Annotated in this window: 11 protein-coding genes; 10 read left to right on the forward strand and 1 reads right to left on the reverse strand. The window is 62.1% G+C overall.

What is annotated here, in order from left to right; genetic code table 11:
* Window positions 1-63: 63 nt before the first annotated feature.
* From bglB to C5L12_RS13880, 8 genes are all read left to right on the forward strand, one after another.
* A complete protein-coding gene (bglB, locus tag C5L12_RS13840) occupies window positions 64-1,164 on the forward strand; it encodes a beta-galactosidase BglB (RefSeq protein WP_105372637.1) in 1,101 nt (366 codons plus the stop codon).
* Window positions 1,161-1,997 (forward strand): 5-dehydro-4-deoxy-D-glucuronate isomerase, encoded by an 837-nt coding sequence (gene kduI, locus C5L12_RS13845; RefSeq protein WP_105372638.1) that lies wholly within the window; start codon window positions 1,161-1,163, stop codon window positions 1,995-1,997. Before bglB ends, kduI begins: the two co-directional genes overlap by 4 nt.
* 7 nt (window positions 1,998-2,004) lie before the next feature.
* A complete protein-coding gene (locus C5L12_RS13850) occupies window positions 2,005-4,488 on the forward strand; it encodes a hypothetical protein (RefSeq protein ID WP_105372639.1) in 2,484 nt (827 codons plus the stop codon).
* Between the two features lie 50 nt (window positions 4,489-4,538).
* Window positions 4,539-5,807, forward strand: a complete 1,269-nt coding sequence (locus tag C5L12_RS13855) for an ABC transporter substrate-binding protein (RefSeq protein ID WP_105372771.1) — start codon at window positions 4,539-4,541, stop codon at window positions 5,805-5,807.
* 295 nt (window positions 5,808-6,102) lie between these two features.
* Window positions 6,103-7,119, forward strand: a complete 1,017-nt coding sequence (locus tag C5L12_RS13865; protein WP_105372640.1) for a carbohydrate ABC transporter permease — start codon at window positions 6,103-6,105, stop codon at window positions 7,117-7,119.
* Window positions 7,119-8,171, forward strand: coding sequence for a carbohydrate ABC transporter permease (locus C5L12_RS13870; RefSeq protein WP_105372641.1), 1,053 nt, complete (start codon window positions 7,119-7,121; stop codon window positions 8,169-8,171). Before C5L12_RS13865 ends, C5L12_RS13870 begins: the two co-directional genes overlap by 1 nt.
* Window positions 8,172-8,184: 13 nt before the next feature.
* A complete protein-coding gene (locus tag C5L12_RS13875; protein ID WP_105372642.1) occupies window positions 8,185-9,264 on the forward strand; it encodes an ABC transporter ATP-binding protein in 1,080 nt (359 codons plus the stop codon).
* A gap of 98 nt (window positions 9,265-9,362) precedes the next feature.
* On the forward strand, window positions 9,363-9,608 hold the full coding sequence (locus C5L12_RS13880; protein ID WP_105372643.1) for a DUF6719 family protein: 246 nt from the start codon (window positions 9,363-9,365) through the stop codon (window positions 9,606-9,608).
* A gap of 12 nt (window positions 9,609-9,620) precedes the next feature.
* On the opposite strand, the gene C5L12_RS13885 is transcribed toward C5L12_RS13880, so the two are convergent.
* Complete coding sequence (locus C5L12_RS13885; RefSeq protein WP_105372644.1) at window positions 9,621-10,523, reverse strand: alpha/beta hydrolase family protein; 903 nt, start codon at window positions 10,521-10,523, stop codon at window positions 9,621-9,623.
* Between the two features lie 490 nt (window positions 10,524-11,013).
* Between C5L12_RS13885 and C5L12_RS13895 the strand changes: the two genes are divergently transcribed.
* Both C5L12_RS13895 and ubiG read left to right on the forward strand, forming a co-directional pair.
* Complete coding sequence (locus C5L12_RS13895; protein WP_157949048.1) at window positions 11,014-11,433, forward strand: hypothetical protein; 420 nt, start codon at window positions 11,014-11,016, stop codon at window positions 11,431-11,433.
* An 18-nt stretch (window positions 11,434-11,451) separates the two neighbouring features.
* The gene (gene ubiG / locus C5L12_RS13900) at window positions 11,452-12,198 is read left to right on the forward strand and encodes a bifunctional 2-polyprenyl-6-hydroxyphenol methylase/3-demethylubiquinol 3-O-methyltransferase UbiG (RefSeq protein ID WP_105372647.1); all 747 of its coding nucleotides are present in this window, start codon (window positions 11,452-11,454) and stop codon (window positions 12,196-12,198) included.
* The last annotated feature ends 155 nt before the right edge of the window (window positions 12,199-12,353 follow it).

Below are 12,353 nucleotides of genomic sequence, written 5' to 3' on the forward strand. Positions count from 1 at the left end.
CGGGAGAAGCGGATTGAGACTGTGTGCGCCGTCGCAAGGTGCAGCAATGGGAGGAAGTGACTGATGGGCCTGTCAGCCCGCGACATCCGTGAAAAGCTTGATCGCCTGGTGGCCGGTTTTACCGGACTTCGTCATGAAGGCCGCTTTCACGAACCCAATCTCGACGGCACCGCCGGCGACTACATCTCCTTCGACAGCTGGGAATGGCCTCAAGGTGTCGGCCTCTACGGCCTCATCCGGCTCTGGCTGTTCACCGGCCGCGACGATTTGAAGGCGCTGATCGAAAACTGGTATTCCAAACAGATCGAGGCGGGCCTGCCGTCCCTCAACGTCAACACGACGGCGCCCATGCTCGGCCTGTCGGTTCTCTGGCGCGAAACGAAAGATCCCCGCTGGCAGCCTGTGCTGGACGCCTGGGCAAGCCGCGTCATGACGGAGATGGGCCGCACCGAGGAAGGCGCCTTCGAACATCACGTCTCCGACAAGGTCAATGACGACGAACTCTGGGACGACACCCTTTATATGGTCGCCCTCTTCCTCGCCTCCTATGGGCAAGCGAGCGGCCGGACCGAACTTGTCGATGAGGCTGCAAGGCAGTTCCTCGTCCACACCCGTTATCTTGCCGATCGCAAGACCGGCCTCTGGTTCCACGGCTGGACCTTCAAGGGCCATCACAATTTCGCTGAAGCGCGCTGGGCCCGCGGCAATGCCTGGATCACCGCCGGCATGCTGGATCTCTTCGATCTGGCGGAAATGCCGAAGCCGGTGAAAGATTACCTGCTCGGCGTGTTGGTGGCGCAGGTCAACGCGCTCCTGCCGCTGCAGACTGCCTCGGGCGCTTGGCGCACCCTCCTGGACGATCCCTCGTCCTACGAGGAGATCTCCGCGACCGCGGGCTTCGGCTACGGCCTCCTGAAAGGTTACCGACTCGGCCTCGGAACGCCCGAGTGGCGGGCCGCCGGCTTGAAAGCCGTCGACGCGGTCCTCGCAAATATCGACGCTACAGGTACCGTGCTCAACGTCTCCTACGGCACGCGCATGGGCCATGATCTGCAATTCTACCGGGACATCCCGATCCAGCCGACCGGCTACGGCCAGGCGCTGGCGATCCTCTGCCTCTCCGAGGCTCTTCGCCATGTGGAAGCGGGAGAACAGGCGGCATGACGATGAAAATTCTCTACGGCGCCGGCCCGAACGACATCAAGACCTACGATACGGCCCGGCTGCGCGCCGAATTCCTGATGGAAGACCTGTTCCAGGAAGGCAAGGTCTCCTTTACTTACACCCATGTCGACCGCCTGATCCTCGGCGGCGCTGTCCCCACGTCGAGCACCCTGGCATTCGGTTCAGGTGAGGATATCGGCACACCCTTCCTTCTCTCGGCCCGCGAGATGGGTATGGCCAATCTCGGCGGCACGGGCGTCGTCTCTGTCGACGGCAAGAGCTTTACGCTTGAAAACCGCGACGTTCTTTATATCGGCCGCGGTGCGCAGCAGATTTCGGTCGCTAGCGCCTCCGCAGACAAGCCCGCTCGCCTCTACATGAACTCGGTGCCGGCAGGCGCCGATATCCCGCACCGCCTGATCAAGCGGGCGGAATCGAAGATGCTGACTTTCGGCGATCCCAAGCGCGCCAATCTGCGGAATCTCCGGATGTACATCCATCCGGAAGTCGCACCCTCCTGCCTGCTTCTGCTGGGCATTACCGACCTTGCCGAGGGCAGCGTCTGGAACACCATGCCGCCCCACCTCCATGAACGGCGCATGGAAGCGTATTGCTATTTCGACCTCGCGCCTGAGGAGCGGGTCGTCCATCTGATGGGCCGCCCGGAAGAAACCCGCCACCTCCTCGTCAAGAACCTGGATGCGGTGCTTTCTCCGGCATGGTCGATCCATATGGGCGCCGGCACCGGCCCTTACGCCTTCGTCTGGGGCATGACCGGCGAAAACCAGGAATATAACGACGTGGCCCCCGTGGCCCTCAGCGAATTGAGATAAGACTGCCATGAATCCTGAAGCGAACTGGATGCGGAAAAACTTGAAGCCGGGCGAAGCGGTTCGCTACTGGCAGCTTGGCCGCACGGCGCAAGAGCGTTTCGACGTACCCGACGCTCCGATGAAGGGCGAGATGGACCCGTTCTTCTTCCTCACCAAGGTGAAGAACTTCATCCCTCACGAATATCCCTGCCGCACCATCTTTGCGGAAACCTATCGCGGCAAACGGCCCGAGGTTCGCGGAGAATTCGAAGCCGCCCGCTGGTGGCTGCCCTTCGGGTCGCCGCGGCTCGATCTTTCCGGTTTCTGGTTCCGTCCCACCCGCCTTGCCACCTGGACCCGCACCTATGTCGAAGCGGAAGCCGCCGGCACGGCGAAGATCCGGCTCGGTACCTGCGGCGGCGCGGTCCTTTGGCTGAACGACCAGGAAATCGGCTGGATGGCGCCCTACAGCCGCAATCTGGAAGCCAAGCAGGAATTCGAGCTGCCGCTGAAAGCTGGTCTCAACGAAATCACCCTCTTCTTTGACGATCTCGCCGAGCGCGACGCCCGCTATTTCTACCAGTTCGATTATCTGTCCGGTCCGGCCGCCAGCGTCGCGCTGCCCGTTCCCGTCGCAGGCCATGTTGCCGAAAGCCTCGAAGCGGCGCTCGATGGAATGCACCTCGACCGTCCGCACTATTTCGGCGGCGACATTACCCTCCTGTTCGCGGAAGCGCTGCCGGTCGAGGTCGAAGTCAATGTCGCGATCGAAGGCGATTTCATGTCGCGCGAGCGATTTGATTTCGACTTCGTGCTGCCGGCCGGCGCCAAGAGCCTCAATGTCGGCCCCTCCGAAAAGGCGCCCGCCGATTTCCGCCACCTGCGCGTCACGCTTGACGCCGGCGGCTTCGTTGCCTCTCGTTCGCTCGGTGTCGAGATCTGCCATGCCGAGCGGCAGGGTAGTGCTCCCGCTTCCCTTGCCGACCGCATTGCTGAAACGCTCAGCGAAGTATCGGAATATTCCGAGCGCGACACCGTCCGCGCCTTTGCGCGCCTGGCAAGCGGCCGCGCCGGCGAAGATACGGACGCAATGATCGAGGAAATCCTGCCCTCGATCGAGGACTGCCACGATTGCGCGGATTTCTCTCTTGTGCCGCTCATCTGGTCGCGGACCGCCTGGGGCGGCGACATCAATGAAAAGACCCGTGCCCGCATCGATGCGGCGATCCTGAACTATCGCTTCTGGATGGACGAGCCCGGCAATGACGTTCAGTGGTATTTCTCCGAAAACCACGCCCTGCTTTTCCATACCTCCGCCTATCTTGCCGGCCATCTTCTCCCAGAGGCCACCTTCGTCCGTTCCGGCCGTAAAGGCTCGGAGCAGGCGAAGGTCGGCGCGGAGCGTGTCCGCGCCTGGCTCGACCACTTCGAAAAATGGGAGATGGCGGAATTCAACTCCGCCCCTTATTTTCCGATCGATCTCAAGGGCCTGACGGCGCTTGCGGCGCTCTCGCCGGACAAGGATATCGCCGACCGCGCCAAGGCGGGTATCGTCCGGCTCTGCGAAGTCATCGCCCGTTCGGCCCACCATGGCATGGTCACTGCAGCTCAGGGACGTTCCTACGAACACACGCTCTGCGCCGGCCGCTCGCTTGAGCTCTCCGCCGTCGCCCGCCTGCTCTGGGGCAAGGGCTGGTATGGCCGCCGCGTGCACTGCCTGCCGCAGATGGCCGTCTGCCTCCGCGACCATGGCCTTGAAATTCCGGCATCCTTTGCTGCAATTGCCGACCATCGCGATGAAAAGCATCAGGAATGGCGTTTTGCCCAGGGCGAGAACTCCTTCGCCGCGCTTTATCACTATAAGGGCGAACACTTCGCCATGGGCTCGACCGTCCACTACCGGTGGGACGAATGGGGTTACCAGGAAACCGTCCTGCACCTGCGCATCGGCGAAAAGCCCGAAGCGGCAATCTGGATCAACCATCCCGGCGAAACCATCCAGTTCGGCTACGGCCGGCCCTCCTATTGGGGCGGCTGCGGCACCATCCCGCGCGTGCAGCAGTATCGCGGTCTCGCGGTTCTTGAATTCACTACCTATGAGGAACAGCCGGATTTCACCCACGCCTGGTTCCCGAAGGCGGAATTCGACGAAGTCGGCGTTTCCGGCACTCTGGCGCTCGCCCGCTCCGGCAATGGCGCTGTTTTGTTGCGCGCCGGCTCCGATCTGGTGCCGACGACCGAAGGCCCGTCGGCTGGAGCCGAACTGCGCCAATACGGCCAGAAGACCCGCTGGATCGTCCGCGTCTGCGAGGCCGGCGATCTGGCCTATGTCGAAAGCCGCTTCAGCGCGCTTGCCGCCAGCCGGGATTCCGAAGGCTCATTCATTGTCGAAGATCCGGAATATGGTAGCGTCCGCTTCAGGGCCGACGGCAGCGTGGAAGCCGAAGGCCGCGTCATCGCGCGGGCAGATTTTACGGTCAAGGGCGAGGCAAGTCTGCTGAACCCGAGTTGAGAAGAAACCGGACGGGAGGAGGCCCTGTCCATAAGGAGGAGGAAATGAATATGAAAATGAAATCGCTTCTGGCAGGCACAACGCTCGCCCTTCTGATGTCGACTGCGGCACACGCCGGCGACGTGCGCATCATGTGGTATTCGGACGGCGTCGAAGGCGAAGTCATGAAAGACCTCGTCGGTCGCTTCATGAAGGAAAATCCCGGCATCAACGTCATCCTCGACAACGTGTCCTACGGGGTGGTCAGGGAGCAGCTGCCGGTCCAGCTCGAAGCCGGCAACGGCCCTGATATCGCGCGCGTCGCCCAGATCAAGGACAATGCCAGACACTGGCTCGACCTGCGTCCGCTGGTGAAGGACCCAAAATACTGGGACGACAATTTCGGCGCACAGGCAGACTGGATGCGCCCGGACGGTTCCAACCAGATCTCCGGCTTCATGACGCAGATCACGCTGACCGGCGGCTTTGCCAACAAGACCCTGTTCGATCAGGCCGGCGTCGAAATTCCAGGCCCGAAGGCGACCTGGGAAGAATGGGCCGCCGCTGCCAAGAAGGTCAAGGAAAGCCAGCAGGTTTCGTTCGCCATGGCGATCGACCGTTCCGGCCACCGCATTACGGCCCCGCTGCTCTCCTACGGAGCGAATTATATCGGCAAGGACGGCAAGCCAGCCCCGCTCGACAAAGGCGCGAAGGATTTCCTGACCAAGTTCGTCGACTGGAACCAGGACGGCTCCTTCTCCAAGGACGTCTGGGTCTCGGCCGCCGGCAACACCTACCGAGCCGCTGCCGAGGACTTCATCAACGGCCAGCTGCCCTTCTACTATTCCGGCTCCTGGCAGGTCGCCAACCTCGCGACCAAGATCGGCACGAATTTCGACTGGGTCGCAACCGGCAGCCCCTGCGGCCCTGCCACCTGCACCGGCATGCCGGGCGGTGCAGCTCTGGTGGCGATCAAGTACACCAAGAACCCGAAGGAAGTCGCCCAGTTCATGGACTGGTTCGCACGGGAAGAGATCGTCAAGGAATTCTCCGAGCGTACTCTCTTCCTTCCCGGCCATAAGGCCGTCGTCGCCAAGGGTGGGCTTGACTTCAAGACCGACAATGCTCTCGCCAAGGCCGCTCTGACGAAGTTCGTGGACGCGTCCAAGACCACCTCCGAAACGGCGCTCAAACTGCCGGCCTGGCGCTGGTCCGACACGTTCTACGCCGCGATAGTCACCCGCGTCGGCCAGACGATTGCTGGCGAACTGAAGGTCGACGACGCCTTCGCCCGCATCGACGCCGATATCGCCCAGAAGGTCAAGGACGCCGGTCAGTGAGGAACTGGCGGCGCATTGGCAGGAAACCGGTGCGAAGGAAAGCAGCGGTGCGCCCAGCCGATCTCCCCCCTTGTGGGGGAGATGCCCGGCAGGGCAGAGGGGGGTATAGCTTGGGCATATCGTCAGCCTCCTGTTTTGTCGCACCGCCGCCGCCCCCCTCTGTCACCTTCGGCGACATCTCCCCCACAAGGGGGGAGATCATCGGGAATTTGCCGCGCCGCCTCTCATACTCGGATCCCATAGTCCCGACTGCATGCGCCGCTGGAAGCGCAACCGCGGGGAGGAGTTCAATACGATGAGCACAACGACAAACACCTCCCGCCTGGGCAGCCTCCTCATGGCGCCCGTACATCTTCTGATGCGCATCATCGACGTGCCTCTGCGCGCCGTCCAGAAGGCGACCGGCATCAGCGGCATGGCGGCCTTCTTCCTGGCGCCGAACATGCTCATCTTCGGCATCTTCGTGCTGCTGCCGCTCGTCATCAACTTCGTCTATTCGATGACCGGAGGCACGGCCTTCTTCCTCGCCGAGCGCAATTTCGTCGGCGCAGAGCAATATTCCCGTCTCTTTACCTGCGGCAGCTATCTCGATCCGATGTCCTGCCAGGAGGATGCCTTCTGGACGGCCGTCGGCAACACCTTCTGGTTCGTGATCCTGCAGGTGGCACTGATGATCGGTGTTTCGCTGATTACGGCATTGATCCTCAACCGCGATCTCGCCGCCCGCTCCTTCTGGCGCGCCGTCTTCTTCTTCCCGGTCCTCCTGTCGCCGGTCGTCGTCGGCCTGATCTGGAAATGGATCCTGCAGCGCCAGGGCCTCCTGAATTTCGGCCTCTACCAGTTCGGCATCGAGCCCTATACCTGGCTCACCGATCGCAACTGGACCTTCGCCGCCACGATCGGCGTCTCGATCTGGGCGCATATGGGCCTCTACACGCTGATCCTGCTCGCCGGCCTGCAGGCGATCCCGAAGGACCTCTATGAAGCCGCCGAAATGGACGGCACCAAGCCGGAGCGCGTCTTCCGGCGCATCACACTGCCGCTTCTCGCCCCGAACCTTCTGGTCGTCGTGGTCCTCGCCCTGATCAAGGCAGTGCAGATCTTCGACGAAGTCTACGTGCTGACCGGCGGCGGTCCGGGTACCAGCACGCTCTACCTGACCCAGTATATCTATGAGACCGGCTTTGCCTCGGCGCTCCGCAATCCGGGGCTGGCCGCCGCCGCCTCGATCCTGATGGGCCTCGTGCTCGTGGTGCTTACTCTGGTCCAGCTCGGAATCGGCCAGCGTGGCGAAAAGAAGGGGAAACGCTGATGGGTGTCGCCTCTCGCTTCATTCTGCGCCGCCGTGGCGGCAAGGGCTGGCATTGGACGGATATCGTAACCTGGCTCTGGCTCGTCGGCGGCCTGATCATCATGTTCGGTCCGGCCGTCTGGCTCGCCTTCTCGTCCTTCAAGACGCCGGCAGCGCTTGCCGAATTCCCGCCGTCCATCCTGCCCTACGTCACCCAGCAGGCGACGGTCCAAGGTTATGACAAGCCGCTGCAACTCTTCGAAGCGAAGCTTCCGGACGGCTCGACGCGGGTTCTCGCCGAAGTCCGCCGTATCGGCGTCATGAGCCAGATGGTCGATCCGAAAACGCCCGGGGAAATCATCAAGGTCAATATGAACGACCGCACGCCGGTGCGAACCCTCTCTTTCGCGACAGAGAATTATACCGAGCCCTTCGTGCATTTCGATTTCCTGCGCTACCTCTGGAATTCCGTCTTCGTCACGGTCACCGCGACGCTGATCACGCTGATCGTCAATTCCATGGCCGCCTTCGCGCTGTCGAAATACGAGTTCAGGGGCCGTTCCGTGGCCATGCTGATCATCCTCGCCACCCTGATGGTGCCGCTCTCGGTCATCATGGTGCCGCTCTATTCGATCATCTCGTCGCTCGGCCTGTTCAACAGCCTCTGGGGCGTCATCTTGCCCACGGTCGCCACCCCGACCGGCGTCTTCATCCTGCGCCAGTACATGCTGACCATCCCCGATGAACTGATCGACGCGGCGCGCATGGACAAGGCGTCGGAATGGCAGATCTACTGGCGCATCGTCCTGCCGCTGACGGCGCCGGCACTCGCCGTGCTCGCTATCTTCTCGGTCGTCTGGCGCTGGAACGACTTCCTCTGGCCTCTGATCGTGCTGTCGCGCCGCGAGCTCTATACCCTGCAGGTAGGGCTCAGCATCTATTCGGGCGAGCTGAACGTCCAGTGGCATTTCATCCTGGCGATGACCGTCGTGACCATGATCCCGGTCGTGCTGGTCTTCATCTTCCTGCAGCGTTTCATCACCACCGGCATTGCCGGCACCGGTCTGAAGTAAGGAATACCGATCGATGGGCGAAATCAAACTCACCGATGTCAACAAGTCCTTCGGCTCCGTCCATGTCCTGAAGGACATCGACCTCCACATCAAGGACGGCGAGTTCGTCGTCTTCGTCGGACCGTCGGGCTGCGGCAAGTCGACCCTTCTGCGCACCATCGCAGGCCTTGAAAAGGTCACCGGCGGCGAGATCCAGATCGACGGCAAGCGGGTGAACGAGGTCACCGCGGCCGACCGCGGGCTCGCCATGGTCTTCCAGTCCTATGCGCTTTATCCGCATATGAGCGTGCGCCAGAACCTCGCTTTCGGCCTTGAAAACTCCAACATGCCGAAGGCGGAGGTCGCCGAACGCATCGGGGAAGCTGCCCGCATGCTGGAGATCGAACCCTATCTCGAGCGCCGCCCCGGCCAGCTTTCCGGCGGTCAACGCCAGCGCGTCGCGATCGGCCGCGCCATCGTCCGCCGCCCGACCGCTTTCCTGCTCGATGAGCCGCTGTCCAACCTCGACGCGGAACTGCGCGTCTCGACCCGTGCCGAACTCGCCGCTCTCCACGCCCGCATCGGCTCGACGATGATCTATGTCACCCATGACCAGGTGGAGGCGATGACGCTCGCCCATCGCATCGTGGTCATGCGCGCCGGCAAGATCGAGCAGATCGGCACGCCGCTCGAACTCTACAACACACCTGCCAACCGTTTCGTCGCCGGCTTCATCGGCGCACCGCACATGAACTTCCTATCCGGCGAAGTCGTGGAAAAGGAAGTGGGCAACGCGACTCTCCTGATCGGCGGCAGCCATCGCCTGCTGGTGCCGATGTCCGATCGAAAACTCTCCGTCGGCGACAAGTTGACCATCGGCATCCGTCCGCAGCACATCACGCTCGCAAACGACCCCGGCAGCCTGAGGGTCAAGGTTCGGCTCGTCGAGGCACTGGGGTCCGAAACCGTCATTCATGCGGATCTTAACGGTGAAAAGCTGCTCGCCGTCGTCCCCGGCCAGCGACAGATTTCCCCCGGCGACGACGCGCATTTCTCCGTCGCCGGCGCTCCGCTGCACCTGTTTGACGGAAACGGGTCGAGGGTAAAGGGGTAGATCAGCTCCTTCCGAGCTAATTCCTCTATCGGACGGGCTAATGGCCGCTCCGATAGGGATAGGATAATTTGACGGCGTCCATATAAAAGGAGGCCTCAATGACCCGCTTGTTCATGATGCTGCTTTCGACGGCAATTCTTCTCGCGCCGCTTTCGCTGTCGCCTGCCTATGCCCAAAACAAGACCGTGACCACCAAGCCGACGGTAGACAGCATCCCGGCAGGTCGTTCGGTTCTCTACAATGACGGGAAATGCCCGACCGGCCAGATCGCGCGCTATACCAAGTCCCGGTACAAGGAGCAGATGGGGAGAAAGTGCGTCCATATCACCGGTTTCGGCAAATAGCAGCTCACACGTTTAAAGATACCCTTGGAAAAAACTCTGTACCGCCCGGCGCATCGCCGGTGTCTCCTGATGCCCGACACCCGCCTCCGGCAGAAAGACGAGCGCGCTGAGCGCTCCGGCCTTCAGATAGGCTGCCTCGGTCTCCGCGAAGGCGATGTCGACCGCCTCCGGCGGCGTCAGCGGATCGTCTACGCCCACGCAGATCAGCTGCGGTCGCGGCGCCACGAGGCCCGCAATCTCTCCGGTCGACGTCTCTTTTAATAGTCCGGGTACCGTCAGGTAATGCCCGTGGCGGTTATGCGCGCCGGTTCTGACAAGTGCTGCGAAATCCGCGTAACAGCAGAGATGCGCCGCCGCCTTAACCCGGGGGTCGACCGCGGCGAGGAAATAGGCAAGCGTCGCGCCCATGGAAATCCCCGTCGCGCCGATGCGGGCCGGATCGACCTCCGGCCGTGTCGCAAGCCAGGAAAGCGCCGCCGCCTGCTCCGAAACCATCCGGCCGAACAACGTCTTGCCGTGCCAGAGCGCCACCTTGGCTGCAGCGTCCTCCGTTACATCCGCCCGTTCGCCGAACGTCGGCATGTCGATGCAGAGCGTCACATAGCCTTCCCGCGCCAACATTGGCCCGGGGGCGTCAAGCAGCGCCTGCCTGCCGTCGATCAATTCGGACGCGCCGATATCGTAGCGGCCGCCATGCGCATGAGCGTAGACGATAGCAGGCCCGGGCCTGACGGAAGCTTTGCTCGGCCGCGTCAGGAAGCCACGCACAGGCGTCCCGTCCGACAGCTGGAACTGGAGGCGTTCGATAACATAACCGTCGAGAAATTCGGTCCGGTTCTCGACAACATTCAACGTCAGGTCTTCGAAAACCAGCAGCTTCTTTAAGCGCGCAACGGTTATTGTCCCCTTGCCCATTCCCTTCCCCCGGCATCGGCTGTCCGGGGATGATTTTCTCCCATCCCCGCCCGTTTTTCAAAGACATAGACGAAATTCCATCCCCTCGCATCCCCGTCCGCGCCGGCTCCGCCTAGAATTTGCCTGTCCCGCTTCGGCTACACCGGCCCGCATAACCGGCGAGGCGGGACCGGTGATCTGGCGAACCGCCCTTATGCAAGCGGATCGTCAGAGGCTGCGCAGAAAATGGTTCCCCTCTCGCCGGAAACGGCGGGGCGTGCGTGTGTCGCACACAAACCGGCCCTGATAAACATCAATCGACAAACGGGCCGCCGCAGAGGAACCGGAGTTGCGCGGAAAAACACACCGAACGGGACACGTCGCGTGTCACCTATAAATTTACTTACGAGGCACCCGACGTGTCCCGGCCGATAGCCCGTCCTCGGGCCTGACCCGAGGAAAACCGCGACAGCACCAAGGGACGAGTCTGCCCGCACAAAGGAGCCGCAAGGTGAATAAGCAGGATTTCAGTGAATACGAAAAACGCCGCGCCGAGCAACACGAGAAACTGTGCCGCGCTACCGCATTGCTCATGTGCCTGGACCATCGGATCTGCCACCTGCGCGCCTGTTATCGCAAACGCATGTGTAGTGGCCCAATGCGTCCGTCGCCTCATCAGGCGGGAGCGGTCCGTGCCCAGCGGGAAATCGGCCTCAGCGGCAAGGCCTGCGCCGAGCTTCCATTCTGCGTGGCGAACATGGCGGCACAGTTGTTCGGCCGCTACAGCAAGCTCAGAAGCGACCTTCAGCAGGTGGCAATCGACGTTCCAGAGCTGGATCTACTTCAGGCTTGCAGAGAGGTTGCAGCCAAGCCGCCCTTGAAGCGAAGGCCTCTTGACTTCTTCCCCCGCTCATCCGACTTCAAACGATGAAACCAAGGGGATGAAACCATGACCGAAGCCGTCCGCAGCACCATCGATCAGAGCGAAGTCGACCGGTTCTCCGCCATGGCCGCTGAATGGTGGGATCCGACGGGCAAGTTCAAGCCCCTCCACAAGTTCAACCCCGTGCGTCTCACCTATATCCGCGACCGCGTCTGCGAGAATTTCGGCCGCGATCCGAGAAGCCATTTGCCTCTCTCCGGCCTGCGCTTCCTCGATATCGGCTGCGGCGGCGGTCTCCTGTCGGAACCGGTCGCCCGCATGGGTGCGACTGTCGTCGGCGCCGATCCCTCGGAAAAGAACATCGGCATCGCCTCGACCCATGCCGCCGAGACCGGCACCACGGTCGACTACCGCGCCGTCACCGCCGAACAGCTGGCGGAAGCCGGCGAGACCTTCGACGTCGTTCTCAACATGGAGGTCGTGGAGCATGTCGCCGACGTGGATTTCTTCATCACCACCTGCGCGAAAATGGTCCGGCCCGGCGGGCTGATGTTCGTCGCCACCATCAACCGCACTTTCAAGGCCGGCGCGCTGGCGATTTTCGCAGCCGAAAACATCCTCCGCTGGCTGCCGCGCGGAACCCATCAATACGAAAAGCTTGTCCGTCCGGAAGAGTTGGAAAAGCCGCTATCCGCAAGCGGCATGCAAATCATCCACCGCACCGGCGTTTTCTTCAACCCGCTCCAGGACCGCTGGAACCTCTCCCCCGACATGGACGTCAACTATATGCTGCTGGCGAAGCGCGCGGAGTGAGGGCTTCTATGGCCTGGGTTTCATCATACGTTGAAGACATCCATTGACAGCGTTGGCAATCCCGCCCCGGACCGTGCCCATTCCCTGAACCTCTGCTACACCTCAAAAAAGCGAAGGGGCCGAAGCGGTGTTGAACCTCTCCAGCCCTATCGGGT

Source organism: Neorhizobium huautlense, from assembly GCF_002968575.1.
In the GTDB taxonomy this organism is placed as follows: Bacteria; Pseudomonadota; Alphaproteobacteria; order Rhizobiales; family Rhizobiaceae; genus Neorhizobium; species Neorhizobium huautlense.

Coding starts and splice junctions, on each gene's coding strand:
- C5L12_RS13875 (WP_105372642.1), top strand. CDS start 8,185: ATGGGCGAAATCAAACTCACCGATGTCAACAAGTCCTTCGGCTCCGTC.
- C5L12_RS13880 (WP_105372643.1), top strand. CDS start 9,363: ATGACCCGCTTGTTCATGATGCTGCTTTCGACGGCAATTCTTCTCGCG.
- bglB (WP_105372637.1), top strand. CDS start 64: ATGGGCCTGTCAGCCCGCGACATCCGTGAAAAGCTTGATCGCCTGGTG.
- C5L12_RS13870 (WP_105372641.1), top strand. CDS start 7,119: ATGGGTGTCGCCTCTCGCTTCATTCTGCGCCGCCGTGGCGGCAAGGGC.
- C5L12_RS13865 (WP_105372640.1), top strand. CDS start 6,103: ATGAGCACAACGACAAACACCTCCCGCCTGGGCAGCCTCCTCATGGCG.
- ubiG (WP_105372647.1), top strand. CDS start 11,452: ATGACCGAAGCCGTCCGCAGCACCATCGATCAGAGCGAAGTCGACCGG.
- C5L12_RS13855 (WP_105372771.1), top strand. CDS start 4,539: ATGAAAATGAAATCGCTTCTGGCAGGCACAACGCTCGCCCTTCTGATG.
- C5L12_RS13885 (WP_105372644.1), bottom strand. CDS start 10,523: ATGGGCAAGGGGACAATAACCGTTGCGCGCTTAAAGAAGCTGCTGGTT.
- kduI (WP_105372638.1), top strand. CDS start 1,161: ATGACGATGAAAATTCTCTACGGCGCCGGCCCGAACGACATCAAGACC.
- C5L12_RS13850 (WP_105372639.1), top strand. CDS start 2,005: ATGAATCCTGAAGCGAACTGGATGCGGAAAAACTTGAAGCCGGGCGAA.